Annotated in this window: 24 protein-coding genes, 1 tRNA gene and 1 pseudogene; 12 read left to right on the top strand and 14 right to left on the bottom strand. The window is 46.1% G+C overall.

All coding sequences use genetic code 11. The features are described from left to right. The first annotated feature begins 133 nt into the window (after positions 1-133). Positions 134-1,009, top strand: a complete 876-nt coding sequence (locus tag E5S67_RS00455) for an SDR family oxidoreductase (RefSeq protein WP_172184507.1) — start codon at positions 134-136, stop codon at positions 1,007-1,009. Between the two features lie 165 nt (positions 1,010-1,174). Here the strand turns inward: E5S67_RS00455 and E5S67_RS00450 are convergent, their stop codons facing one another. After that, entirely contained in the window at positions 1,175-2,296 is a 1,122-nt protein-coding gene (locus E5S67_RS00450; protein WP_172184395.1) for an EAL domain-containing protein, read from the bottom strand. A gap of 454 nt (positions 2,297-2,750) precedes the next feature. Then, a tRNA-Pro gene (locus tag E5S67_RS00445) sits at positions 2,751-2,824 on the bottom strand. A 91-nt stretch (positions 2,825-2,915) separates the two neighbouring features. On the opposite strand from E5S67_RS00445, the pseudogene lipA reads away from it, so the two are divergent. From lipA to E5S67_RS00430, 3 genes and pseudogenes are all read left to right on the top strand, one after another. Next, a pseudogene (gene lipA, locus E5S67_RS00440) lies at positions 2,916-3,791 on the top strand (lipoyl synthase); the annotation flags it as partial. 962 nt (positions 3,792-4,753) lie between these two features. Then, on the top strand, positions 4,754-6,019 hold the full coding sequence (sigC, locus tag E5S67_RS00435; RefSeq protein WP_172184391.1) for an RNA polymerase sigma factor SigC: 1,266 nt from the start codon (positions 4,754-4,756) through the stop codon (positions 6,017-6,019). A 267-nt stretch (positions 6,020-6,286) separates the two neighbouring features. After that, on the top strand, positions 6,287-6,814 hold the full coding sequence (locus tag E5S67_RS00430) for a ferric uptake regulation protein (protein ID WP_172184389.1): 528 nt from the start codon (positions 6,287-6,289) through the stop codon (positions 6,812-6,814). Between the two features lie 177 nt (positions 6,815-6,991). Here the strand turns inward: E5S67_RS00430 and E5S67_RS00425 are convergent, their stop codons facing one another. From E5S67_RS00425 to E5S67_RS00415, 3 genes are all read right to left on the bottom strand, one after another. Continuing rightward, positions 6,992-8,569 carry a peptidoglycan-binding domain-containing protein gene (locus E5S67_RS00425; protein ID WP_172184387.1) on the bottom strand — a complete coding sequence of 526 codons (1,578 nt, stop codon included), beginning with the start codon at positions 8,567-8,569 and terminating at the stop codon, positions 6,992-6,994. A 526-nt stretch (positions 8,570-9,095) separates the two neighbouring features. Further along, positions 9,096-9,272, bottom strand: coding sequence for a hypothetical protein (locus E5S67_RS00420; protein WP_172184385.1), 177 nt, complete (start codon positions 9,270-9,272; stop codon positions 9,096-9,098). Positions 9,273-9,720: 448 nt separating this feature from the next. Further along, positions 9,721-10,182 carry an SH3 domain-containing protein gene (locus E5S67_RS00415; protein ID WP_172184383.1) on the bottom strand — a complete coding sequence of 154 codons (462 nt, stop codon included), beginning with the start codon at positions 10,180-10,182 and terminating at the stop codon, positions 9,721-9,723. Here E5S67_RS00415 and E5S67_RS33900 point away from each other — a divergent pair. After that, a complete protein-coding gene (locus tag E5S67_RS33900) occupies positions 10,157-10,279 on the top strand; it encodes a hypothetical protein (RefSeq protein WP_281363505.1) in 123 nt (40 codons plus the stop codon). The genes E5S67_RS00415 and E5S67_RS33900 overlap by 26 nt on opposite strands. A gap of 70 nt (positions 10,280-10,349) precedes the next feature. Here the strand turns inward: E5S67_RS33900 and E5S67_RS00410 are convergent, their stop codons facing one another. From E5S67_RS00410 to rpmH, 7 genes are all read right to left on the bottom strand, one after another. Further along, positions 10,350-11,858 carry an AAA family ATPase gene (locus tag E5S67_RS00410; RefSeq protein WP_172184381.1) on the bottom strand — a complete coding sequence of 503 codons (1,509 nt, stop codon included), beginning with the start codon at positions 11,856-11,858 and terminating at the stop codon, positions 10,350-10,352. 6 nt (positions 11,859-11,864) lie between these two features. Next, positions 11,865-12,386, bottom strand: a complete 522-nt coding sequence (locus tag E5S67_RS00405; RefSeq protein ID WP_172184379.1) for a YceD family protein — start codon at positions 12,384-12,386, stop codon at positions 11,865-11,867. 114 nt (positions 12,387-12,500) lie between these two features. Beyond that, positions 12,501-12,974 carry a Jag family protein gene (locus tag E5S67_RS00400; RefSeq protein ID WP_172184377.1) on the bottom strand — a complete coding sequence of 158 codons (474 nt, stop codon included), beginning with the start codon at positions 12,972-12,974 and terminating at the stop codon, positions 12,501-12,503. An 11-nt stretch (positions 12,975-12,985) separates the two neighbouring features. Beyond that, the gene (yidC, locus tag E5S67_RS00395) at positions 12,986-14,134 is read right to left on the bottom strand and encodes a membrane protein insertase YidC (RefSeq protein WP_172184375.1); all 1,149 of its coding nucleotides are present in this window, start codon (positions 14,132-14,134) and stop codon (positions 12,986-12,988) included. 201 nt (positions 14,135-14,335) lie between these two features. Then, positions 14,336-14,728 (bottom strand): PH domain-containing protein, encoded by a 393-nt coding sequence (locus tag E5S67_RS00390; RefSeq protein WP_172184373.1) that lies wholly within the window; start codon positions 14,726-14,728, stop codon positions 14,336-14,338. After that, positions 14,700-15,104: a ribonuclease P protein component gene (gene rnpA, locus E5S67_RS00385; RefSeq protein WP_172184371.1), complete on the bottom strand. Its 405-nt coding sequence runs from the start codon at positions 15,102-15,104 to the stop codon at positions 14,700-14,702. The genes E5S67_RS00390 and rnpA overlap by 29 nt, the downstream gene beginning before the upstream one ends. Before the next feature lie 42 nt (positions 15,105-15,146). Then, complete coding sequence (rpmH, locus tag E5S67_RS00380) at positions 15,147-15,284, bottom strand: 50S ribosomal protein L34 (protein WP_006632320.1); 138 nt, start codon at positions 15,282-15,284, stop codon at positions 15,147-15,149. A 285-nt stretch (positions 15,285-15,569) separates the two neighbouring features. On the opposite strand from rpmH, the gene E5S67_RS00375 reads away from it, so the two are divergent. Next, a complete protein-coding gene (locus E5S67_RS00375) occupies positions 15,570-16,706 on the top strand; it encodes a DUF4365 domain-containing protein (RefSeq protein ID WP_172184369.1) in 1,137 nt (378 codons plus the stop codon). 199 nt (positions 16,707-16,905) lie between these two features. Here E5S67_RS00375 and E5S67_RS00370 read toward each other — a convergent pair whose 3' ends face one another. Together E5S67_RS00370 and E5S67_RS00365 are read right to left on the bottom strand one after the other, a co-directional pair. After that, entirely contained in the window at positions 16,906-18,582 is a 1,677-nt protein-coding gene (locus E5S67_RS00370) for an HlyD family secretion protein (protein ID WP_172184367.1), read from the bottom strand. Between the two features lie 163 nt (positions 18,583-18,745). Further along, positions 18,746-19,216, bottom strand: a complete 471-nt coding sequence (locus E5S67_RS00365; protein WP_172184365.1) for a MarR family winged helix-turn-helix transcriptional regulator — start codon at positions 19,214-19,216, stop codon at positions 18,746-18,748. 450 nt (positions 19,217-19,666) lie between these two features. On the opposite strand from E5S67_RS00365, the gene E5S67_RS00360 reads away from it, so the two are divergent. The 6 genes from E5S67_RS00360 to E5S67_RS00335 all read left to right on the top strand — a co-directional run bounded on the left by E5S67_RS00360 (position 19,667) and on the right by E5S67_RS00335 (position 25,892). After that, the gene (locus E5S67_RS00360) at positions 19,667-20,329 is read left to right on the top strand and encodes a class I SAM-dependent methyltransferase (RefSeq protein ID WP_172184363.1); all 663 of its coding nucleotides are present in this window, start codon (positions 19,667-19,669) and stop codon (positions 20,327-20,329) included. Positions 20,330-20,539: 210 nt separating this feature from the next. Then, positions 20,540-20,671 carry a DUF433 domain-containing protein gene (locus tag E5S67_RS32990; RefSeq protein WP_339382692.1) on the top strand — a complete coding sequence of 44 codons (132 nt, stop codon included), beginning with the start codon at positions 20,540-20,542 and terminating at the stop codon, positions 20,669-20,671. A gap of 45 nt (positions 20,672-20,716) precedes the next feature. Further along, entirely contained in the window at positions 20,717-21,427 is a 711-nt protein-coding gene (locus tag E5S67_RS00350) for a M15 family metallopeptidase (RefSeq protein WP_172184361.1), read from the top strand. Between the two features lie 285 nt (positions 21,428-21,712). Beyond that, positions 21,713-22,786: a glucose-1-phosphate thymidylyltransferase gene (locus E5S67_RS00345; RefSeq protein ID WP_172184359.1), complete on the top strand. Its 1,074-nt coding sequence runs from the start codon at positions 21,713-21,715 to the stop codon at positions 22,784-22,786. Between the two features lie 192 nt (positions 22,787-22,978). Beyond that, entirely contained in the window at positions 22,979-23,512 is a 534-nt protein-coding gene (locus E5S67_RS00340; RefSeq protein ID WP_172184505.1) for a hypothetical protein, read from the top strand. Between the two features lie 250 nt (positions 23,513-23,762). Next, positions 23,763-25,892 carry a glycosyltransferase gene (locus E5S67_RS00335; RefSeq protein WP_172184357.1) on the top strand — a complete coding sequence of 710 codons (2,130 nt, stop codon included), beginning with the start codon at positions 23,763-23,765 and terminating at the stop codon, positions 25,890-25,892. The last annotated feature ends 84 nt before the right edge of the window (positions 25,893-25,976 follow it).

Below are 25,976 nucleotides of genomic sequence, written 5' to 3'. Positions count from 1 at the left end.
CCATTCTCAATAAGCCTTCGATGGGAGGCTCTCCTGCCCACTCCACAAGAAAATTCACTCTTTGTGGAACAGGCCGGAAAGCCTGTTATTGAGAAACGTGCAAGATGTAAGTAACAACCAACAACTAAAAATCATGTTCTTAGTAACCGGAGCAACAGGCGCACTAGGCCGCCGAATTGTACGAGAAATCACACAGCAAGAGAAGCCTGTCCGCGCATTCGTTCGCCTCGCATCTCGCTACTCAGAACTAGAAAACCGAGGCGCCGAGATTTTTATCGGCGACTTAAAACAAGACAAAGATATTAAAAAAGCCTGCCAAGGAGTGCAGTACATCATCAGCAGCCACGGCACCGGCGGCGACGTTCAAGCAGTACACTACCGCGCTAACATAGAATTGATTGACTGCGCCAAAGAAGCAGGAGTGCAGCACTTTGTCTTTGTTTCGGTACTGGGAGTCGATCGAGGATACGAAGATTCCGCAGTATTTAAAGCCAAGCGAGAAGTAGAAAAATACCTGCAAAACAGCGGCTTGAATTATACAATCTTGCGGCCAGCAGGTTTTGCTTCCAGCTTGTTACCGCTAGCAGCAAGATTTCGAGAAACCGGACTTTACCTGCTGATTGGCGACGGCAAAAACCGCACCTCTGTTGTCAGTACCGACGACTTAGCAAAGATTGCCGCAGACTCGCCAACAGTCGAAGGCGCCCGCAACCAAATTCTGCGAGTCGGTGGCCCGGATGTGCTGACAAGAGACGACATTCCCCGCATTTTTGGACGCTTATTCAATCGCGAACCTATGGTAATCAACCCGCCGCTGGTTGTGTTTGACGGTTTGAGAAATGCCTTGGGTTTATTGAATCCTCAAGCTCAAAAAGACTTAGGAACTTTGCGGGTATTGCTGGGTAATGAGTATTTCTGCACTCCGGAACAAGTGCAAAACTTGGAATCAATCTACGGCATGAGAATGGAATCCCTAGAAAGCTTTCTGCGGCGCAATTTGAGCGTTTAAAGTGCTAGTTATTCTCGTTACCAGGCAAAGCCTGGTAATGAAGATCCGGAGGCTCTGCCTCCAAACTCTTGTCTCATTTTAATGGAGACAAAGCTTCCCGATATGCGTCCTCAGGCTCTGCCTGGAAACGAGCAAATGTAGGGCCAAATCGCAACTGAAAACCATTTAAGCAGACATAGGTAGTGGTTCAGGACCAATATAGCTCGTAACTGCGATCGGGGGAGAAGTCGGCTTAGCAATCAAATAACCTTGAACCAAAGTTGCTCCCCGTTCTCGCACCCACTCAAACTCCTCCAAAGTTTCCACACCTTCAGCAACAGTTTTAATTCCTAATTGAGCGGCAATTTCTAACATCTTTTCAGTAATGAGTGCCTTATAATAATCTTGATGGACGTTGCGAATCAATTGCATATCCAACTTAATAAAATCTGGACGCAGTTGGTGCATCAAATTTAAATTAGAAGAACCGCTGCCAAAATCGTCCAAAGCAATTAAAAATCCCGCCTCTCGGTAAAAACTCAGAATATTAATCAAGTGATCGATATCAGGAGGGTGCTGAGATTCCGCTACTTCAAAAACAATATTGCTGTGAGGAATTCCCGATTCATCAATAGCCTGTACTGTTCTTCGCAGGCACGTAGCGGGATCGTAAACTGAAGTGGGAGAAAAATTAATAAAAAGTAGTTCTTTGATATCGTAAACATGGGCTTCGCGGATAGCGCGAGTCCGGGCTAAAACATCTAGTTGAAAAATTAGGCCTGCTGATTCTGCTTGGGCAAAAATCCGACCCGGATAAATTAAGTTTCCTTGCTCGTCAATTCCTCGGAGCAGCGCTTCGTGGGCAAAAATTTTAGAAGTATCTGAGGTATAAACAATGGGCTGAAAATGTGTAGTAATGCGTTCTTCGGACAATAAATCTAACAGCCAATCAGAGTTACTGAAGTTAATAAAACTGTCTAAGGAAGTGCTGCGATAAAAATCGCTAAATTTAGGCTGGTCAACTTCGCGCATCCACAAAACTTTTGTCTTTTTCAACTCTTGAGTTGTCAGCACCGATGATGCTAGGGCGTTAAACTTTTCTTTGGCTATTCCCTCAAGCATAATGTACAAACACTTGCTCTCTTCTAACAGCCGAAATTCAAGTTGATCCTTGGTCAGTGCAGAAATAACTTTATTCAGGGTGTGCGATACTGGAAACCACAGGTACAGACCTCCCCTTCCCTCTATTTTGGCGGGTAGTGTTTCGCAGCGAGAGCAGGAGCCGAAGGCTTTGCCACTTTTTTGCATTGGAATATCCTCCGGTTTGTGGGTTAATTTGAGAACAGCTAGCAATTAAATCTTATTATAAGCTCATTCATCTATTAATACATATATCTGAAGATGTAAAATTTAATAAAAGTGTATTTAAGAATTATTGCAGTATGTATACTTGCCTTCGGTTTCAAACCTTAGCAAAATTTCTCAGCATTGAGCAAGTACGTATTATTAAACACAGTCCCAAACCCTCACAGAGTGAGAACGCAAAGACTTGCTCTCTACTCTCTATTGCTGCTCTGATTCTTTACGCCTTATTCTCTAATTCCATCTGCCAAAACAGTCGCTACAGTTGATTTTTTAGCAAAGACAAATTAAAACGATAGATCGCCCCATCGACTAATTTATGCGTACTACAAATATACACACCCGGACGATCGCCCAAAACACACTCACTTGCTGGGGCATATCCAATTTAATTGTATAATCGGGATGACAGGATTTGAACCTGCGACCCCCTCGTCCCGAACGAGGTGCGCTACCAAGCTGCGCTACATCCCGAAATTAGTCACTAGATTTTAAGCTTATCACATTCAAGTTAAAATTTAGCAAGCTCGTATATAATGATTTGTAAAACACTACTCAGGCGGAGACAGACGTGACAGTTAAGCCCCAGTGGTTGCGAGTTAAAGCCCCCCAGTGGGAGCGCGTCGGCAACGTCAAAGAAATTTTGCGCGATTTAGCCCTGAATACGGTTTGCGAAGAGGCTTCGTGTCCGAACATCGGCGAATGCTTTAACGCAGGTACTGCGACATTTTTGATTATGGGCCCGGCTTGTACCCGCGCCTGTCCTTACTGCGACATAGATTTTGAGAAAAAGCCCCAAGCTTTAGATCCCACAGAACCCCAAAGATTGGCACAAGCGGTGCAGCGGCTCAAACTCAACCACGTCGTGATTACCTCTGTCAACCGGGACGATTTGCCGGATGGGGGCGCGTCTCAGTTTGTCGAGTGTATTCAAGCAGTGCGCTGTGCGATGCCCGATACAACTATAGAAGTTTTGATTCCCGACTTGTGCGGCAACTGGCAGGCTTTAGAAATCATTCTCGCAGCCCGGCCAGAGGTACTCAACCACAATACCGAAACCGTAAAGCGACTTTACCGCAAGGTGCGGCCGCAAGGAAAGTACGATCGCACCTTGGAACTATTGCAGCGAAGCCGCGAACTCGCACCTGGGGTTTACACCAAATCCGGCATCATGGTGGGGCTCGGAGAAACAGACGCCGAAATTCGGGAGGCGATGGAAGACTTGCGGGCTGTCGGCTGCGATATTCTAACAGTTGGACAGTACCTGCAACCGACTCAAAAGCACTTGAACGTAGAAAACTTTGTGCCTCCAGAACAGTTTGATGCTTGGAGAAAGTTTGGCGAATCTTTGGGATTCTTGCAAGTTGTCGCTTCTCCCTTAACTCGCAGTTCGTATCACGCCGAACAGGTGAGGGAACTGATGAAACTTTACCCGCGCTAAGTAGGTGGCTACAAATTAACATAACAGTCAACAGTCAACATAGGGAGGGCAGGTTTTGCAGCCGTCTCCTCCCTGGTATTTGCGCTCTTAGTTAAACCCGCCTCTACAAGATACTATGGTTTTTTGCCGCTGACCTACTTAGCAATTTTAATTGCAGGGTTTTGCAGCCATCTACTCGCTGGTATTTGCGCTCTTAGTTAAACCGACCCCTACAAGATACTATGGTTTTTTTTCCGCTGGCCTACTTAGCAATTTTAAGTTGAGCGTTGTTGCAGGCCGCGTGCAAAAAAACAGGTTTTTGATGCTGGCGCTCTTGGGTGATGTTAACCCGGAAGCAGCAGCGAACAGCAAAAAAATTATCAGCAGATCGCCCCCTCAAAGTCGCGACTTACGCCAAAGACATTGAGAAACCGGGTTTCTCCCTCAAACTTCTAGGTTTTAATCTAGAAGTTTGAGGAAGAAACCGGGTTTTTGAGTCAGCCAATAACTCGGTAATGCGGACTGTACCAACTCAGAAGCTCATATACTGTAGTGGATTAAACTTCTGCGCTCACTGCTGGGTATTTAATCAAGAGCGCCGAGTTATATAAAGTTTTATTAAAAAAATGGATAATTTTCCGAAGTGATCGGGAACCAGGTTATCGGTGATGAAGATTAACTTAACTTCTGACTAACGTCACTTGTTTCTAGCCAGTCACTATCTATACTAGCTACATAAACAAAGAAGTACAACATACTTTTCGGGCCTTCAACCTGTTACATCAGAAAGTTCTTAGCGTTTTCCAGAATCTTGGTAAAACAAGTGGGGCAGCAAAAGTTCGATCGAACAACAGCAGAAAAGTCAGGAAAGTTAGTAAAGAAACACAAAGCGGTGATGCTTCGTCTTAACAAAGTGGGCATCATAATTATAAATAGCCGCTAAGCGTAGCATCTTTTCACCCGGAGCAACTGAGAAAATCACTATGCCAGCCACCTCTTTTTACGCTGAAGCTGAATTCGACGAACAACTGCGAGTCAATCCCTTGCAAGGTGATGTGTTGGATGAAGATGCTGAAGAAGCTGGAGACGAACTGCTCGACCAATACCCAGCAGAGACAGAAGATGCAGACCCAGCAGCCAAATTGCAAAAAAACGCCAGCCGTCGCACTACAGATTTAGTGCGCCTGTACCTCCAAGAAATAGGTCGGGTTCGTCTCTTGGGTAGAGACGAAGAAGTCTCGGAAGCTCAAAAAGTTCAGCGCTATATCAAATTGCTGGAATTACGCAACACGGTCGCCTCTCAGGAAGAAGGGCTAATTGGGCGCTTCGTGCATTTAATTGAGGTGCGCGATCGCTTGGCCGCACAGTTAGGACATAAACCTTCCCTGGAACGCTGGGCCTTAACCGCCGGTGTCGGTGACGTGCCAGAACTCAAGCAAATTATGTCCGAAGGCAAGCGCCAGTGGGCAGAGTTAGCCGAGATGACGGTCGAGGCGATCGAAAGAATTCAAGCTGAAGGCGTCGAAGCTAAAGACCACATGATTAAGGCGAACCTGCGCCTGGTGGTTTCGGTGGCGAAAAAATATCAAAATCGCGGTTTAGAATTGCTCGATTTAATACAAGAAGGTACTCTAGGACTGGAGCGAGCTGTAGAAAAGTTTGACCCGACGCGGGGCTACCGGTTTAGCACCTATGCCTACTGGTGGATTCGGCAGGGAATTACGCGGGCTATCGCTACTCAAAGCCGCACCATTCGCCTCCCGGTTCACATCACCGAAAAACTTAACAAAATCAAAAAAGCCCAGCGCAAAATTTCTCAAGAAAAAGGTCGGACAGCTACGATCGAAGACATCGCTGTCGAGTTGGACATGACCGCGCCCCAAGTCCGAGAAGTTTTACTGCGAGTCCCCCGGTCTGTTTCTCTGGAAACTAAAGTGGGCAACGAAAAAGATACAGAGTTGGGCGACTTGCTCGAAACCGACTGCGTATCGCCAGAAGAAATGCTGATGCGAGAAGCTCTGCACCGCGACTTGCAGCAACTGCTGGCAGATTTGACCAGCCGCGAGCGAGATGTAATTCTGATGCGGTTTGGTTTGGGTGACGGACACCCCTATTCGCTGGCAGAAATCGGTCGTGCTCTCGACTTGTCCCGCGAGCGAGTCCGCCAAATTGAAGCTAAAGCTTTGCAAAAACTCCGCCAACCCAAGCGCCGCAACCGCGTGCGCGACTATCTGGAGTCTCTGACTTAAATTTGGCTGGCCAGTCAGCGCGATTAATCAGGGAGCGAGGCATTTGGCACTTGTGCAGAAGGCATGAGGCATGAGGCAGAAGTAACAATTTTTACTTCTAAACAACTTCTCTGTCCTCTGCAGCAAGTCATAAAGCTTGTTAAAAGTCAAAAAATATCAAAAATCAATTTTTTTCATCAATCTTTTTTCAATAAGCTGCGATATTTGCAAAATATCTCGATCGTTGTGTATTATTGTCAATAGGCAGACTTTCTTGAGAGGGTCACTATGGCACTTTATACCGCGTCCTCATTCAAATCCGAACTCAATGACAAAGGCTGGCGGATGACTCCCCAACGGGAAACCATCTTGCACGTGTTTCAGAACCTCCCCAAAGGCAATCACCTGAGTGCGGAGGATTTGTACACTTTGTTAAAAAATCGCGGAGAAAACATTAGCTTATCCACCATTTACCGAACTTTAAAGTTAATGGCAAGGATGAGCCTGCTACGCGAACTCGAACTAGCAGAAGGTCACAAACACTATGAAATAAACCAGCCTTACCCGCATCACCACCACCACCTAGTCTGCGTTCAGTGCAACAGAACGATCGAATTTAACAACGATTCGATTTTAAAAATTGGCCTGAAGCAAGCTGAAAAGTCTGGGTTGCACCTGCTAGACTGCCAGCTAACCATTCATACGGTGTGCCACGAAGCTTTGCGGATGGGATGGCCGTCTTTGGTTTCCAGCAATTGGTCTTGTCCGAGGTCGATCGCCCAGCACGGCAGCAGCGCCCCGGATTTAATCGAGTGACAATGCACTATTTTCGCATTTCAAGTACGGCTTGTTACCTTTTTTAACAAAACTCTTCGGCGCAAGTGCGATCGCAGTTACGCAGAAACCGGGTTTCTTAAGAAAAATACATCATTTCAGGAATGAGTCGGAAACGAGAAACCCGATTTATTTGATGTAGCGTCCGCAAGCCTGGGGCTAAAAAGTTTGGCTCAACAAATCGTCGCTGCTGACCCCGTAACTGCGCTGAGCTCGATCGAGGGCGTCTCTCGTCGAAGCATCCAAAACTCCGCTGATCGAGCCTGTGTAAAAGCCGAGGTCTTGCAGCCGCCTTTGTAATTGCTGAATGCTCGATCGAGAGTTAAAACTGCTGTTAATTGGAACAGCACGAACAGCCACCCGCCCAGGTAATCCATTTTGGAGCGCAGCCAAAGTCGCCGGAGTGGCAATACCCGTCGCCGGTGACAAATTGCGTTCCTGCTGAAACGACAGCACCGCAAACTCGGTCTCGGCTCCAAACACTCCGTTCACCGGGCCGGGGTTTTTGCCCCGACTTCTGAGCGAAGACTGAAGTTGTCGGACAGCAGGCCCAGTATCACCCCGTCGCAGACCAGCAGTGATTTGTGGCACAGGCGCTGCGGCCTGCCTGTTGCCTTGCCGCAAAGCCGATCGAGTGCTGCGATCGACCCTTCCAGTACCGAACAGCCCGCTATCCCTCTGAAAGCGGATCAAAGCTGCCTGAGTTGGTCGATCGAACCAACCGTGAATCTGGCTCCTGTAATAACCCAATTCTTGCAGCCTCCGCTGCACAAATTCTACTTGTCTGCCTCTATCGCCCAACTCCAGAAAATCTTCGGCATTACTCTGTGGGTCATCTTCCTCACTCCACGAGGTAATTTCAGCTTGCCTCATCTGGAAATCGATAGCACTCAAAGTAGCCGTGTCAGCGCAGCCGTCAGAAACCAGATTGTAATCTTGCTGAAAACGAGTCACAGCGTAGAGAGTGCGTTCGCGAAACTTGCCGTCAACGCCGCCTTCAAAATAGCCCAAAGCTTTTAGCTGTCGCTGGATCAAGTCTACCGTCGCCCCTCTGTCCCCAAACCGCAGCCCCTTGCAACCGCCATTTCCCGAAATATCCCCCGGAAGGGTAACGGGGGGAACCGGCCGGGTGGAACCAAACAGCAAAGCTAAAGTTTGCCTGTCGGCAACTCCAGTCACCCGCAGTCGATTAATTCGCTGGAAGTATCTAACCGCATTTTGAGTAACTTCGCGAAAACTTCCTGTGGGATGCGCGCTGAAGTAGCCTAGCTGCTTCAACCTGCGCTGGAGAGCCGAAACATCTGCACCCGCGTCTCCAAAACCCAGTTCCCGATAATTGGTATAAATAGTTTTAAAAGGTCGATCGTCATCCCCGGCAAAACTGTTGAGTGCTATCACCGTAGCTCGATCGGGCCGGCCAGTCAGCGACAGTTGATAGTCTCGCTGAAAATTAGTCAGAGCTTGTTTAGTAACCGGGCCGAGTTGACCTGTCGAAGATCTGGGAAAATAGCCGAGCTCCCGCAACCTGTCTTGAACCGATCGCAAATTTGGATATCCCGGATCTATTTGAGCAAAAGCCGCACCGGCTGCACTCAAAACCGACAGCATCAAAGCCAAAGACAGCAAACGGACATAAGTCTGACTCGATAGGTTTTGCCACTTGGGCCCATCAAAAATTTTCGACTCTGCGGGTGCTTCGCAAACAAGAGCAAGTTCGAGGTAGGCGAGGGATTCCATAACTTTTTACTGTGAATGTGAAATTGTGGGTGGGGTTTACGAGCAAACTCAAGCTGAGCTTTGGGCTGCTGTGGATCTATCAAGGCTAAGTTTTACCTGTTTGCACGAAGCACCCGTATTTGAAAATTTTTTACCTTCAAAAATAATTACAGGTAAAAACCAAGATAGCATCGCTGTTTATAGAGACGCGAGTGTCACGAAAAAAGTTGGCAGGCATAGTCTTAGCCTTTAATGCCAAAAGACAATAAGTTCTGGGGTAGTGCTGGCTAATATTTTATCTGGCTGCCGATGAAATTACCACAAGACTTGCGCGCAGGCTGTCATCACCTTAATTTGTTGTCTGGGAAAAAGGCTGAAAGTACAGGTTTTTTGTTAAGAAACCCGTTTTTTGATGTGGCGAGTGCGTCTAGGAAAGTACCGCTGATTGACCGAAAAAGGAGCCAATAAAAATCCCCACCTTTGTTAGTTGCAAATAGGGCGGGGATTTTTTGATAAGTTGACTTTGTATTAAAAAATCGACGATCGCTTAAATTAAGCCGAACCGATCGCAAAGTACAGCTACTCCCGCTGCAAAAACAGTAATTCCGATGGCTACCAGCGGGTTTTGACCTCTGCTAACCGCAAAAGAGGTAACGACCCCAGCTCCCAGAGCCGCAGTTACAGCAGCACTCGCCAAATCTCTATCCGGACGTTTGTCGTACATATTTTTTATTGTTGGTAGCTGTTAAGCTGAAAACTTACATCTATGCGATCAAAGCTACCATTCTTGCCTCTGCGGGGGTGACAACAGCCTGCGTTTTGCAACTAACCTTAAAATTTTGCTACTTTTCTTAACATACTTTCCTTGATAACATAAGTTAATATTATGTGTTTTCGAGTTTTTCTGTTGAGTTTTAGCTCTTGAAACCTTTTGTCCGCTGGGCTTTTATATAAAATTCAGGATTTTGCAGAGGCGATCGCACCCACAGTCTGTGTGCCTCAAACTGCAATCCTAAATATCGTAAATAAATTTAACTTGACTTGTTGGCATAAATGTGTAGCGAGCTATTGGCAACTAGAGACAGGAAAAAACCCGGCGTTAATGAACAATCTTCACATTGCAATTGCTTCGCTGCCCTCACAATGACAGGAGTATATTTTTTTTCTAAGTCCTATTCGCCCTCAACTTTTTCAGTATTGCCGCCCTTGACCCAACCTTCGCGATTGCCATCCTCAACCCGAATTCGCTGCCACTCTTTATCCGGCGACTCTTCCAAAACCACGACTTTTTCCTTGTAACCAACACCGCCAATGCGGTTCGAGTCTCGGCTACCAGTATCCCGAAGAATTAAGCCGATCGGCTGAGTCACCATCGCTCGGTAAGCTCCCGGTTCCAGCGGTTTCGGAGACGGGGCATCGCTAGATGTAGAAACAGGGCTAGCCTGGGCTGTTGACTGCGGCGCAGCGCCCGCAACCTGAACTGCTGTTTTGTCGTTGGGAAAAACAGGTTTTTCGGGCACAGTAGTTAGCTTAGCGGCAAAGTAAAGTGCAGCCGCCACGCTAGCACCTGCCATCAGGACGATCGCTAGCAGAAAACCCACTAAAAATTTGAAAACGCTATATATACTGTTCATAAAACCGCAAATGAAGGAAGAAGGAAGAAGGAAGAGGGAAGAAGGAAGAAGGAAGAAGGAAGAGGGAAGAAGGTTGACTGTTGAGTTTGACTGCTGAATGTTGAGTAAAATCTGGTAACTGCCAACTGACAACTGGCTACTAACTACTGACTACTGACTTCAAAAGCTTACCCTTGAATCCGGCGACTCAAACTGCCGTATCTAGAAGCAAGGCGAGCTTTCCCAGCAGCGGCCCAATCTTGGAGAAACTGAATTTGTTCTTGAGCCGTTCTGGCTAAAGGCACCATCTGACTAGCTGATTCTAAAATATCATCTGTCGTAAAGTCTCGATTTTGGCTAAATCCAATGTGCATTGCTTCAATCAAAGTTTGCTCAATTTCGGCCCCTGAAAAATCGGGAGTTTCGTAAGCCAAGCGCTCTACATCGTAATTTTTGATGCTGTGCGATCGCAACCGCAACAAATGTACCTCAAAAATCGCCCGCCGTTCCTCCTGGCTGGGCAAACCGACAAAAAATATTTCGTCAAACCTGCCTTTTCTCAGCATTTCTGGCGGCAAAGACTGGATGTTGTTGGCTGTTGCTACCACAAACACCGGTGAAGTTTTTTCTGCCAACCAAGTAATAAAAGTCCCGAACACCCGGCTGGTTGTCCCGGAATCCCCTTTACCGTCCAATCCCCCAAAAGCTTTGTCAATCTCGTCAATCCACAGCACGCAAGGCGCCAAAGCTTCGGCTAGCTGAATCATTTGCCTGGTGCGCGATTCCGATTCTCCGACTAAGCCGGCAAACAAGCGCCCGACATCCAACCGCAGCAAAGGCAAATGCCAGTGGTGGGCGATCGCCTTTGCTGTTAAGGATTTTCCGGTTCCTTGAATTCCGACTAACAACAAACCTCTCGGATGCGGCAAACCGTATTGGCGGGCTCTATCGGAAAAAGCACCGCCGCGACGCAGCAGCCATTCTTTGAGATTGTCCAAACCGCCGATATCGGAAATATTTTCGCGGGCTGGGTAAAAATCCAGAATTTGAGTTTGGCGAATTGTTTGGCGCTTTTCTTCTAAAATTAGTTCCGCGTCGTCGGGATGGAGTTCGCCTCTGGTGGCGATCGCTTTTGCCAAAACTCGGCGGATTCGTTCGATCGACAGACCTTGACAGGAGCGCACCATTTCATCCAGCAAACGTCCTTCAATGGCTTGCCCGGTAGCCCCTAACAGCCTTTCTACCTCAATTTTGATTTCCGCCGCCGCAGGCAGGGGAAATTCCAAAACTGTCATCACTTCGCTGAGGTCTTCCGGGATCGAAATTAGAGGAGATATGATGACAATATTTTTGGGTACAGATTTGAGGCTTCTCGCCAAATTCCGCAGCTTGCGGGAAATCGAGACATCTTCTAAAAAGCGCTGAAAATCTCGCAAAATAAAGATTGCGGGGGCGGAGGCAGGCAACTTTTCGAGAAATTCCAAAGCTTGCAGCGGGTTGCGCTTGCCAAAACCGGCATCGTTGGGATTGCCTTGGTAGCCATCAACAAAATCCCAGATGTAGACGGCGCGAGAACCTTGTTTTTTGGCACTTTGGGCGATCGCCGCTTCTACGCGCTCTTCTTCCCGTGTGGGAATGTAAATTAGGGGGTAGCGCGATCGCAGCAGCAGTTCAAACTCGTCGCTAAAAATAGTCATTAGTTATTAGTCAACCGACGAAGGCAATTGCCGTTTAAGTGCTGCCAGAGACGCCCAGCGACTGTCTGATGCAGCTTCTGAGCTTTCTGTCTCTGGATCGTTTAAACTTATTCCCGGACATTGAGCATCGCATAGCTGTTTGTGTGGCAGTTCCAAACACATTTGCTCGTACACCCAATCGCCCGGAGAGAAATAGCCACCTGGCGACAAATTTTCCACCAAATCTTCTAAAGCAACTTCTATTTCTGCTGAACTTGAATCTGTCTGATTTGCTGTTTCTTCGAGCCAGATTAGTTCAGATGAGTTGAGTGCCAAGCGGTGATTGTATTGTTTCAAGCATCTGTGGCAGGTGAGAGTAACAATTGTTTCTGCTTTCGCCTTCACCTCAAGATAATTCCCTTGGTGAGTCACTTGCAGTCGTCCCCGCACCGGAGTAAGAGTTTCTAAATCGGGGATAAATTCTTCAAAATCAATGACCTCTTTCCGCTCAGTTTTTGTGAGGAGATGAGGGATATAAATTGTCTCCATAATAATTTCTCGCCGTTTTATTATGCTTGTCTCAATGCACAAGTCAAAAGTCAAAAGGAATAGCTAATTTTTCGCTTTTTCCTTTTTCCTTTTTCCTTTTTTCTCTTTTTATTGTCAGCGCAGCCGCACTACCAAACGCCGATCGGGTTCTTGTCCTTGACTGTAAGTTTCTATGTCCTCACATTCGCTCAAAAAGCTGTGGACTTGACGGCGTTCTGCCGAAGACAGCGATTTGAGTTCAAATTCAACTCCCGTCGAACGCGCTTGATCGGCTGCGTACTCTGCCATCGATCGCAATTCCTCTTGGCGGCGGATGCGATAGCCATTGAGTTCAACTGTATAAGGAATTGACTCCTCTACTTCCTGACCTATATTCTGAACTGTGTTGCAGAGGTACTGAATGGCATCTATTACATTACCGTCAGGCCCGACTAAAATTGCAACTTGTTCTGCTGTCAGATTGCTGTCATCGATTGTCATCCAATAGCAATCTTTTTGTTGTTCGCCTACAACTTTTGACGGAATGGCGGACAGTTGTAACAATTCTTCTAACCATTGCTGTCCGCGCTGCATGTGAGAGTCTTTCATTGTTGTTAAAATCAAGCCTTTTTCTTAGAACGCTTGGGCTCAAAGGGAAGTGCATCTAATCCCTGTTCTTTTTGGGTTTTTGCCTCTGCTTCGTCCACTATTTTTTGCAGGTTTTCAGGCAGCGGTTCTCGCGACAAAATAAACGCCTGAACTGTCTGGAAGATGTTAGCAATCAGCATATACATCAACACGCCAGCAGGCAGCGGGAAGAACAAAAACATCCCCGAAAATATGACTGGCGTCAGTTTGTTGACTGTAGCCTGTTGGGGGTTGTCGTTTGGTCCTTGTGCTTGTCCCGAAAGAGTTTGGTTGATATACAAACTGATGCCGAAGCCCAGGATCATCACCAAAATATCCCAGTGGATTGTACCGTCTGAGTCGATCGCGCCAACGCGGCCTAGAGCTTCAATAAACAGGAATCCTTTGTTACTAGCCAATCCGGGGATTGTGCCTTGAACTGTGGCTTCACCGGGCGCTAAGGCCGTGATGTTGCCCTGTTCATCTACCTTGACCACTTCTTCGCCTTTGATGACTTTCCAGCCGGGTTCAAAGTCGATTTCGCTCTTATTTTCTGTCGCTAAAACTTTGAGAGGTTTGCCCTCTGGGGTTTGAAAATTAATCTTGGTTGTGTCGCCGACTGCGAGTTTGTCGCCGCCTGGAATTACCCCCACAACAGGAGCATGAAAAGTACCTGTGACGTAAATATTTTGGGGCGGTGTAGCAAAAGCTTGCGGTTGAACAGTTTCGATTTGTTCTTTCGGCAAAACTTGAACGTTGACGCTGTAATTTATGTCAGAAAACGGCGAGCCCCGGAGCGTTGCAAACAGTGCAAACAGCACTGGCATTTGCAGCACCAACGGGAAGCATCCTGCTAGAGGATTGCCGAATTCTTTGTATACTTTGCTCATTTCCTCCTGCTGTTTGGCAGGATTGTCTTTATAGAGTTTTTGAATTTGATCTACTCGCTCTTTCATCAACGGCTGCGCTACTTTCATGCGCCGCATATTGCGAAGAGAGCCTGCGTTGAGAGGATAAAGAGCAAAGCGAATCACCAGCGTCAGTGCTACGATCGCTAAACCGTAGCTTGGCACGATCCCGTAGAAAAAATCTAGGATCGGCAGCATTAGGTTGTTGGAGAGAAACGAGATACCAAAATCCATTCGCTTTGAGTTAATTTAGTTGCTCTATGTTTGCTGTTGAGAACTATTTTTACCCGCTTAACGCGAGCCGCCTCAATTTTCAGGGTTTTGTCTCTATCTTAGGACATGGCCCGTCGATCGACCGCCCGCTAGCGGTTTGTTGTAATGAGTTTGCCAATACTCGCAATGACTTTACCCTGATTTGAGGGCAAAGCGGTTCGGTTATTTAGCTTGGGCCGCGTTTGCTTTTTGAGCTGCTGCGGGCAGTTTTTCGTTAATGTAGTCATACATTGCTCGAAATTTCGGAATAGCCCTGAGTTCCAAGCGGCTGCCATTTTTCATGGTCAGCACCATGTCTCCATAAGTCCCGAAACCGCGAGGTACTGTGACGATTTTGACTATATCTGAGTAGATAACGTCTGTCTGATCGCCCCCCATCCAACCGCTAGTTACGGACACTCGGCGGCTGGTGATCCGATACCGCAGCCACAGAGCCCGGACAATTGCTCCTACTGCGAGGGGGATGCCGACGACTGTCAGCCCAAGGAGTAAGTTGATGATCAAGTCTCCCGGCGCGGGGCCGCCTTCATAATATACTTCCTCTCGAATTCCCATCTAGTACCTCGGCTTCTACCAACAACTGCTCTAATTCTTGCAGAATTTCTGCATAATTGCACTCTTGTGCGATCGGACGCACGACAATTACTAAATCCCACCCGAATTTTAATCGGGGCAATAGTTGTCGCAAAGCTGCCCGAATCTGGCGTTTAATCCGGTTGCGGACTACAGCGCGTTTGCTGACTTTCAGGCTGATAGAAATGCCTGTACGAGTGGGCTGCAAGGATTTTTCCGCTGTCGGTTTGGCGAGTTCGGCGCTTTTTGGTTTGCGCAGAGCTCTTAAGCTGAAATGAGCGGAGTTACGGCGCATTCCCTTGCGGTAGACGGCGCTGAAGTCTTTTCGGTGCTTGAGTCGGTTTGTCTCGGGCAACATGGCGTAGGGCGATCGTTAAGGCCTCTCAACCTTGATGCAGTGCTAGACTGCGAGGCGGTGGCGACCTTTGCTGCGGCGGGCTTTGATTACCAATCGACCGGTTGCGGTGCGCATTCTGGCGCGAAAACCGGATGTTCTTTTTCTTTTGCGGCTGGTTCCGTGCAGGGTTTGCTGTGTCATTTTGATTTCTCCGGGCTTGTTACTTTACTTTTGATTAATATTCACAATCTTCTAGTTTACCATAGAGTGGTTTTCTTGGCAATAATATTTTTCCGAGTAGAGATGTAATGAGAGTAAGAGTGAAGTTGCGGTATTATTGTATTATATTAAGTATTATACAGAAACTGCGATACAATTATAAGTTAGACAGACAAAACCATCTTCTACTTAAAGTATTTGTATTCCTATTTGCTTTCGCCTGAGATAGCGGTTTAGTTAAGATTGTGAAAAAGCTCGATTGCCGTAATGACAAAGTTACCTAGACGTACAAACTCTCAGAGAATTGGTGGAAGTGCTGCTGACCTTCTTAATTCAGTTTTCACTAATTTTTGTATTGTTATTCCTGTTCCACAAGATCGGGATATGGGGATTGATTTCATTTGTGAGCTTATTCAAGAAGAGTACCCAACTGGAAAGTTATTTAACGTTCAATGCAAAGGTACAGAAGAGTCTGAACTCAAAGGCGATTCAATTCGAGTTCCTATTGCTGTAACGACTCTTAATTATTGGTTAATCCAGCCAAATCCAACATTTTTAGTTGTAGTCGATCTTCAAACTTGCAGTTTTTATTGGTCTTTTCCAAAGGATTTTCTTAGCTCGCTTAATAAAAACTGGCAAGAACAACAAACGGTTTCGATTCCAGTTCCTCTTCAAAATCGTTTTGAGCAAGATGTAGATGCACTGCCTGCTCAATTGGTATCAATAGTTAATATGCTAGCTTCAGCTACTCCTCGGCAGGGCGATTATCTTGGAACATTGACGCTGGAATTTGACAGGTCATCCTCGCGAGAGAGAATGACTATCAAAGGATTAATGCATTACTACTTAGAAGGTAGTCGAATCGCTAATGCCAAGTGTGGATATGGAAGCCCTGGTTTTCCATCAGTTACAGTCTATGCACAAACATTCGGCGGTGAAGGATATAGTAAGGAAGTTAAAGCTATAGCTTGGGGTGAGTTAAAAGCAGGAGAAGCTATCCTACTGCAAATGCCATTTGAAAGAAATTATATTCTCAGTCATGAAACCTTTGAAAAAATATGTTATTTACTAAGCCTTGACTTTACTAATTGCGAGCTACACAAAAATCTCATGTCACCCGGAGGTCATCCTGGGGGAAGCATTTCAGTAATAGTAGACGGAAGGCCTATTTCAGCAATAGCTTGGTATGAAATACCATCAGCAGGTAAATTAAATCTTTTCAAGATGGATGGGCAGTGGTATGCCATTAGCCTTGTGGCTCGTAAAACAGTTTCTACGGAAACAAGGGAAAGGAGGACGGGTAGTTATCTGCATCCAGATCCAAGAAGAGAAATACTTTGGCACTATTTTGATTTGTCTGGACGTAAATACTCTTTACCCTTGAAGTTTCCAAACACGCCTTAAGTTTGACTAGCTGGTGAACGAGATTTCGGTTTTGTTTTCACTACCATATCCCTAACTTTCCAAGATGATATTGCAAGGCCGATCGCCCTTAACCGAAAAAATCAAATCCCAGACTTTTCAAACTTCTCACACTCCCAGAAGTCGGGGATTTCCTCTTCTATTCACAAAAAATCAAATCCCAGACTTCTAAATTCATCCGTTATTTCAGTTCAACATTTACCGTAGCCGACATCCCCGGTGCAATTCGCGATTCATAGCCTTTAATGCTTTCGGCATCAAACACAACTTTTACCGGAATCCGCTGCACAACTTTGGTGAAATTGCCAGTAGCATTATCGGGAGGCAATAAGGAGAATTGAGCGCCAGAAGCAGGGGAGAAACTATCGAGATGACCCTCAAATTGACGGCTACCAAAAGCATCTAATTTGATTTCTACTTTTTGGCCTGGTTTCATATTTGCCAGTTGCGTTTCTTTGAAGTTAGCAATTACCCACAAATCGTTACTGACGATCGCCATTAACGGAGTTCCTGGCTGCACCCGCTGCCCGACTTCAACGGATTTGCGGCCGATTTGTCCGGCGGCGGGAGCGGTGATATTCGTGTAGGAAAGTTGCAGTTGAGCGTCTTTAACTGCGGCTTCCGATTGCCCGATCGCAGCTTTAGCAGCATCATACTGCGATCGGCTGACTTTAGTTTGTTCGCCCGTAGCTTCAGCTTGTTGCAATCCGCCCTTTGACGCAGCAAGTTTAGCTTGGGCGGTGCTGATGCCTTCTTCGGCTAGGGCGACTTTGGCTTGGGCGCTGGCGACGCCAACTTGGGCCTGGGCTACTTGGGCTTGGGCTTGTTTTACTCCTTCTTGAGCTTGGGCTACTGCTGCTTGGGCTTCGGTTACGCCTTCTTTGGCTTGGGCTAAGCGCGCTCTGGCTTGGGCAATTCCTTGTTGGGCTGCGGTAGTTTGGCCTTGGGCTACTTCGTAGGCGGCTCTGGCTGCGTCTAGCTGCTGGCGGGCGATCGCACCTTCAGACTGCAAGCTTTCGTACCGTCTATAATCTGCTTGCGTCTTGACGAGGTTGGCTTGGGCTTGTGCTAGCTGAGCTTGCGCTGCGGCAATGCCTGCTTCGGCTTCCGTCACTTTGGCTTGGGCTTGAGGAATGCCGGCTTGAGCTTGGGCGACTTTGGCTTGGGCGGCGGGTACGCCGGCTTCGGCTTCAGCAACGGTAGCTTCTGCTGCGGGTACGCCTTGCTGGGCTTCTCTGAGTGCTGCTTGGGCAGTGGAAATCGCAGCGTTTGCACCGCTTATATCTCCTTGGGCTTGGGCTGTTTTGCCTTGGCTGGTTTGAGAGGCTAGGGAAATATTGGCTTCGGCTGCTTCGGCTTGACGGCGGGCGTTTTCTAAGGCTGCTTGGGCTTGTTGGACTTTAACTTGGTAGTCGCGGGGGTCGAGTTTGATCAGCAGTTGCCCGGGTTTTACTTGTTGGTTGTCTTGTACTAAGACTTCGCCGACAGTACCGTTGACGCGGCTGCTGATTTGGTGGATGTGTCCGGCTACTGTAGCGTTTTCGGTTTCTTGGTGGATGGAGGCGTATTGCCAGTAGCGGTAGCCGAAGCTGCCTGCTGCGATCGCCCCTATGCCCAGCGCTGCTAATATCAACGCTTTCGGGGCTTTTTTCTTCGGCGTTTCCGCAGGCGACAGGGGTGCTTGCAGTTCTGTTTCTGCGCCTGTTTTGACCTCGGCGGGGGCGCTGATTTCTGTTTCTGGGGCGGGCGTTACGGGTAGGCGTTTAGCTTGGGTGTCGTCGATCGGCTTTTCTAATACGGCAACTGCTTTGCCGTTACCGTTGAATTCTGCTGGGTTGGTTTCGTTTGTGCCTTTCATGATATTTGACTCCTGATACTTTAGTAAGATGTCGTTTGTTTAGGGTACGTAGTATTTATTTAGTAAGACGGCTTTTTTTAAGAGTGCGTAGTATTTTGCGGTTATTTGTAATGTACTGGAGGTAGATGCTGCTGCACTTCACTCAAAAGATTGATTTGTCGGTTTAGGAAAGATTCAGGATCGCTCGATCGATCAGTTGGGAAAAAAGTTCTCGATCGGCCTGTGGAAAGCCCTCGACAGCTCGATCTCTGATTTTAGCTACCAGCGGGGGCAATACCTCTTGCAGTTCCGTACCGGAGTCTGTCAGCCAAATGCGCCAAATGCGGCGATCGCGGGTGTCTCTCTCCCGGCGGACTAGGCCTCTTTCTTCCATGCGATCGATCACGCCTGTCAGCGTCCCGCCTACCTGTTGCAGTTTGTCGCCAATGCTGGAAGTCGGCAAACCGTCTTCTTGCCACAAGCAGCACAGTACCAGCCAGTGAAAAGGTGTCAATCCAAAGGGTTCAAGTACCTCTTGCAGCCTGCGACTGCCTAGCTGTGCCAGAAGTTTGAGACGGTAGCCCAGGCTGTGCGGGGCGAGAACGTCGTGCCACTGAGCTAGATTTATGCGATCGACAGTGGATGTAATAACCATAGGTTTATTAGTTAGCGTTCGTATTATTAGAGTAGGATATATTTTTGGTGTTGTCAAGGGGGCGCAAGCAGATTTTTTGAGGTCGACAGCTATGCTAAAACCGGGAATCCCCCTGGGACTTAAGTCCCAGGCTAAAAGCTGAATTCGGTTGAAACTGACTAAAAAATTCAAGCTTAACTGATGGGATGCTCGATCGTTCGATCGAGACTGCCACTGCTGTTTAGTCCACTTAAAGTAGACTTTAGCTGTAAGCCAGGGACTTAAGTCCCTGGCTTACTCGCGGGTGGACTCGCAGACTGTGGCGCTGCGGAGGATGTGTAGCTTTCCATAGGATTGTCGATCGCACTCTGACCATCACCCGAGTGCCGGATGTCCGCCCTGCGAGGTGTGTTTACATTTCTTAATTTTTCTTAAACTAGAAAGGGTAAATCTAGTTTGCGATCAGAATTTATGTTGCTTCCAGCCGACAAACGCACTAAGTTAGACGACACCGACGACAATTTGTTCTATTCCTATCCCCGGTTTGTGACTCACGTAGACGATGGATTTATTCAGCAACTAACGGATTTATATCGGGAACGGCTGAAACCGAATACTCGGATTTTTGATATGATGAGCAGTTGGGTTTCTCACTTCCCCAACGAGATGCAATTTGCCCATGTTGAAGGGCACGGCATGAATGAAGAAGAGTTGGCAAAAAATCCCAGACTAAATCATTATTTCGTGCAAGATTTGAACGCAAATCCCAAATTGCCGCTGCCGGATGCAGAGTTTGACGCTGTTGTCAACTGCGTTTCGGTACAGTATTTGCAACACCCGGATGCGATTTTTGCCGAGATTCACCGGATATTGAAGCCAGGTGGCGTAGCAATTGTGAGCTTTTCCAACCGGATGTTTTATCAAAAGGCGATCGCGGCTTGGCGGGAAGGTTCGGAGGGCGATCGGGTAGAATTAGTCAAGAGTTACTTTGATTCTGTCAAAGGAGCGAATATACCCGGATTTAGCAAGCCGGAAGTAATAGTTCGCAAGCCTAACTTGCCTAGTTTTATGCAAATGCTGCGCATAGGAAGCGGCGATCCTTTTTATGCGGTAGTTGCTTACCGCCAAAGTTAGGATTTTTTGGCATTTAAGGACTTTAGATGGAGATTGAAAGCACTAAAGTCCTTACTAAAAACCGCTCGAAAGCTACAGTCTTTAGGTTAGGATATATTTAATATTTGCTCCTAAAATATGGAAGACCAACTTTTGCAGCGCATCACACTCCATCCAAATATCTGTCACGAAAAACCATGTATTCGCAGTCTCTGATATCCATTCGAGTTAATTCTTGAATTACTCAGTTCTGGTATGAATGCTAAAGAAATTATAGATGACTATGAAGATTTACAACATGAGGATATTCTAGCTGCTTTGCTATGTGCAGCGCGGCTGACTCAAGAGAAAAGCATATACTGAGTAGGGTAGTTCATCAGTAATCATAAAGTAGGGTAACACCTTGATATGAAACCATACCAGCAAATAGCGATCGACGAATGCGGCGAACCTTTAGTCCCCATTCCACCAGAACATTTTGCCTTTGAAATCCCGCACCCTTATCAAAACTTGGGTGCTCCCTATCACAACAGCAAAGCAGATTCGCCTTACTATTTGCGGCAAGGAGTTGTAGATAGTTTGATCGTCGCTCAAACTGAGCTACAGCAAAATTATCAAAATTGGAAAATTCTGATATTTGACGCTTATCGGCCGGTCGAAGTCCAGCAATTTATGGTAGATTATACTTTCAATCAAATTGCCCTAGCTCAAGGCTGCGAATTTCCAGTTTCCGAAGACAAACGCCAAGTAATTATAGAACACGTATATCAATTTTGGGCAGTACCGAGCCTCGATCGCGCGACACCTCCCCCTCACAGTACAGGTGCTGCTTTAGATGTAACTTTAGCGGATAAAAATAATCGGCCAATTGATATGGGTTCTCCGATTGATGAAATATCAGAACGTTCTTATCCAGATTATTTTGCTAACAGCAATCACCCACAAGAACAGCAATATCACCGTCACAGGCAAATCTTAAAAAATGCGATGATAAATGCGGGTTTTCAGCAGCATCCTAACGAATGGTGGCATTTTTGTCGGGGCGATCAGATGTGGGCTTGGTTGACAAATCAAAACAATAGTGGTAATCAATTGATTGCCCGATACGGCCGCTATTAAAACGGTACGCAATTAAATCTGGACGGGTGGACTCGCAACCTTGAGAAACCGGGTTTATTGACAAAAAACCTCAGCTTTTAGGTGCTTTCTTCGGCAAGAAACCTGGTTCCTGACACTCTATGCCTCCAAGACTATAAAAGCTCGATCGGCATAAATAATTTGTATCATCAGACACGGCAACTATTGCCAGCGGGGTAGCGGTGCTTTAAAATCAACAAGAGCGAACAAGTGCCGGCAAATCAAGCCAGCACCGCAAACCCTAAAGGATAACTCAGAGTTCACCCAATGAAAGCACTCATCCTCTCTGGCGGCAAAGGAACACGCTTGCGTCCCCTCACCTATACAGGTGCTAAGCAATTGGTTCCTGTAGCAAATAAGCCGATACTGTGGTACGGAATTGAAGGAATTGTGGCGGCTGGGATTACGGATATTGGGATTATTATTAGTCCCGAAACCGGGGAAGAGGTGAAGACGAAAACGGGAGATGGATCTCGCTTCGGTGCAAAAATTACTTATATCTTGCAAGCAGAGCCGGCGGGTCTCGCTCACGCGGTGAAAGTTGCTAGACCATTTTTGGGCGATTCTCCCTTTATTATGTATTTGGGAGATAACTTAATTGAGAATCAGCTAGATCCGTTTTTAGAAATTTTTAACAAGCAAAAACTAGACGCTCTGATTTTGCTGCGTCCCGTTCCCAATCCCTCTGCTTTCGGTGTGGCAAAAGTTGATGAGAAAGGAAGAGTTTTGGAGTTAGTAGAAAAACCACAAGTTCCGCCATCGAATTTAGCACTGGTGGGGATTTACTTTTTTGCTCCTACTATTCACGAAGCGATCGATCAAATTCAACCCTCTGCCCGCGGCGAACTGGAAATTACAGACGCTATTCAACAGCTCATGAATCAGGAAAAACAGGTAGAAGCCTGCAATTTAGAGGGTTGGTGGCTGGATACGGGGAAAAAAGACGATTTGCTGAGTGCAAACCAAATCATTTTAGATAGCCGTATCGTAGCTTCAACTGAATTAAAAGTAGACGCAAAAAGTCAAATTATCGGACGAGTCCAAATAGGCGAAGGAACGGAAATCATTAATTCTACAGTTCGCGGCCCAGTGGTAATTGGGGAAAATTGCCGCATTGAAAATTGCTTTATTGGGCCTTACAGCAGTATTGCCGATCGCGTGACGATGATTGATGCTGACATCGAACACAGTGTAATATTGCAAGGGGCAAAAATAGTTGGCATTCACCAGCGAATTGTTGACAGCGTGATCGGGCAGCGAGCTCAACTCACCAATGCACCGGCTCGTCCAAAAGCTCTGCGGTTTATGATTGGTGATGACAGTCAAATTGAGTTAGCTTAAATTGAGATATTGCCAATATCAGAAGCAATAATCCTGATTTAACAAGAGATGAATTTTATTGTGGGGTGGGCATCCGGCCCGCCCTTGAACAGCCAAGATGCCTGTTCCACAATTAGTTACAATTATTATTCAAGCAGCCAAGATGCCTGTTCCATAATAAGTCATACTAAGTTATCTAAAGGAGAGGAAAGTTTGCAGTACGAAGAAATACCAACTCAACAAATCATAGATAGATTGCGGCAAACTTTGGAGCCGCGAATTGGTATTGCTGAGCCGTCGCTGCTGGGAACAGAAAATAGTGCGATCGCCCAAAATGAAGATGACGAAGACATCGCCCTTTTAAAGGCGGGTTTCGACATTTATAACATACCAATTACCTCTTACCAAAGACGGCTGGGTTCGGCAGTAATTGCAGTTAGAAAAATAGTCCGAAAATTGCTCAGACCCGTACTTGAACGACAAGTAATTTACAATTTTGCTAATACCCGCGTCGTTCAAACATTGAGCATTCAATTGCAAAAATTGCAAGAAAATCAACAAAGCCTAGAGAAAAAAATTCAAGAGGAATTCAGCAGCGGATATCCCGAAGTTACAGCACAGCTTGAGACTCAACAAAATGCGATCGCAACTTTTCAGTCTGAAATAGAGCAAATTAAAGCAGTGCAGCAGCAACATACTGCTATTTTAGAGAAGATTACCGCTCAATTGCTCGATCAACAACAATAAAGCATCAAAGATGACCCAAAATAATTTGGTCGCACCCCTCCGATTCAGTCGCGAGAGCAATGCTTCAATGCTTCAATCTAAAATCTAAAATTATTCAATTCCTCAATCTAAAATCCCAAATTCCAAATCGCAAATTCCTCGATCCTTCAATTTTTAAATCGAAAATTCTTCAATCCCAAATCGAAAATCCAAAATTCTTCAATCCTTCAATTACTCAATCTAAAATCTAAAATCTAAAATCTAAAATCTAATGACTGCACTGCCAATATGCTCGTTAATTATAGTCAACTATAACGGTCTGCGCCACACGAAAGATTGCTTAAAATCTCTACAAAAACTTGCGTATCCCGAATCGCAGCTAGATTTAATTGTAATTGATAATTGTTCTCAAGACGATTCCGTTAATTCCCTACGCGAACTATTTCCAAAAGTCCGCATTTTTGTCAATTCCGCCAACAACTTTGCGAAAGCCCTCAACCTCGGTATCAGCGAAGCAAAAGGGCAATATATCGGCTTTCTAAATAACGATGCTACCCTTGACAGTCGCTGGTTAGAGATTCTTGTAAAACGGCTAGAAACTAATAAAGAAGTAGGCGCGACTAGCGGCAAATTGTTGTTTAAAGACGGGCGAATTAACAGCGCAGGTATTCAGCAATTACCTAATTTTTATTGGCAAGATGTCGGCTTTGGCGAAAAAGATGCGGGACAGTACGATACAGAACGGGAAGTCGAAGGGCTTTGTTGGGCGGCGGTGCTTTTTCGGAGAGAATGTCTCGAAGATGTCGGGCCGATAGATGAAGATTTTGTGATGTATTTTGAAGATGTAGAGTTTGCCAAACGCTGCCACAAACGCGGTTGGAAAATGCTTTATACTCCCGCCGCTATCGCCCATCACGAGTATCGAGGTTCGAGTAAAGGCAGCAAACTTACCGAGTATTTCTGCAACCGCAATCGGTTTTTGTATTTAGCGAAACACGAACCTTTGCAATTAGTCAAAGGAATTCATACTTCAGATTTTTTTACTAACAAGCAGTACGATTTGCTGTTCGAGAGTTTATTTGTAGCGATTAAAAAACTTCTAGATTATCAGAAACCAGAAATCATCGAAACTGTAATCCCGCAGTTGTCAGAAAAGTTGGCGGTGATTTACAGTCGCCTGAAGGTCGATCGCATTTTTTCTCGGTTACAGGTAGTTCGGGGCGATCGCAAAATGTCGATCGCCATTTACGATCACGGGCTGCATTTTATTGGTGGCGGTCAAAAATACGTCGCTACCATCGCCTCGCTGCTACAAAATGAATTTGACATTACTTTTATCGCCAACAAACCAGTTGCTATTTCCGACTTAGAATCGTGGTACGGACTCAACCTTTCAGAGTGCAAACTTAAAATTATGCCCTTGGCGTTTTACGAGAAACGCGCAATGCAGTGCATCGATTCCAGCATCATTGTGGAGGATATGGAAAATCCCTTTGATGAAATTGCCAGAGAAAGCAAAAACTACGATATTTTTATCAACGCAAACCAACTGGAAAAAGTGCAACCACTGTCGCCAATCTCAGTATTTTTCTGCCACTTTCCCAATACTTTCCGCAACCGTCACTTTGCAGTCGATGATTACACTTTTATTATTGCCAACAGTCAATTTACAGTCAAGTGGTTGGAGAAACGCTGGAACTTAAAGCCAACTTTTCTGCTTTATCCCCCGGTGGAAATGGCAACAGTTAAAGTGCCGAAAGAAAACATAATTTTGGCGGTGGGACAATTTGAAGCTGGGGGAACAAAAAAGCAAATTGAACTAATTAAAGCTTTCCGCAGTTTGCTAGCGGATTATCCCGAAGAACTTCAAGGATGGCGGCTAATTTTAGCCGGTAGCAGCATTCCCCGCAATCCTTATTTAAAGACTGTTCAGAATTTATTGAAGCAAGATTCAAGGGCGATCGAACTCAAAGTCAATGCTGACTTCGATGAGGTAAAATCGCTTTATGCTAGAGCAAGTATATTTTGGCACGGCTGCGGTTTGGGTGAAGTCAATCCTCAAAGATTTGAGCATTTCGGGATGGCGACTGTAGAAGCAATGCAAAATAGTTGTGCTCCGATTGTTTTCAACGGTGGCGGCCAACCGGAAATTGTCGAACATGGGCGATCGGGCTTTTTGTTCAATACCGTTGAGGAACTGTGCCAGCATTCACATCAACTAATTGTTAATCCCGATTTGCTAGCAGAACTTCAAGCTGGTGCACAGCAGCGCAGTCAGAACTTTAGACTTGCACGTTTCGATAAAAAAGTCAAGAGTTTTTTTGAGATTATTCACCAAGAATATGCTACAATTCGGCTGCCAAATCCTGCCGATATAGCTCAAATGCTCGATCGAACTTAAAGGTTAATTAAGTAGTCCACCAGGGGTTAAAATCCTTAGCCCAAAGCTAAAGTCTTCTTGCATAGGACTAATATCAAAGTCGAT

The sequence above is a fragment of the Microcoleus asticus IPMA8 genome (genome assembly GCF_013179805.1).
Lineage (GTDB): Bacteria > Cyanobacteriota > Cyanobacteriia > Cyanobacteriales > Microcoleaceae > Microcoleus > Microcoleus asticus.
This window is presented reverse-complemented; position numbering and strand designations above follow the sequence as displayed.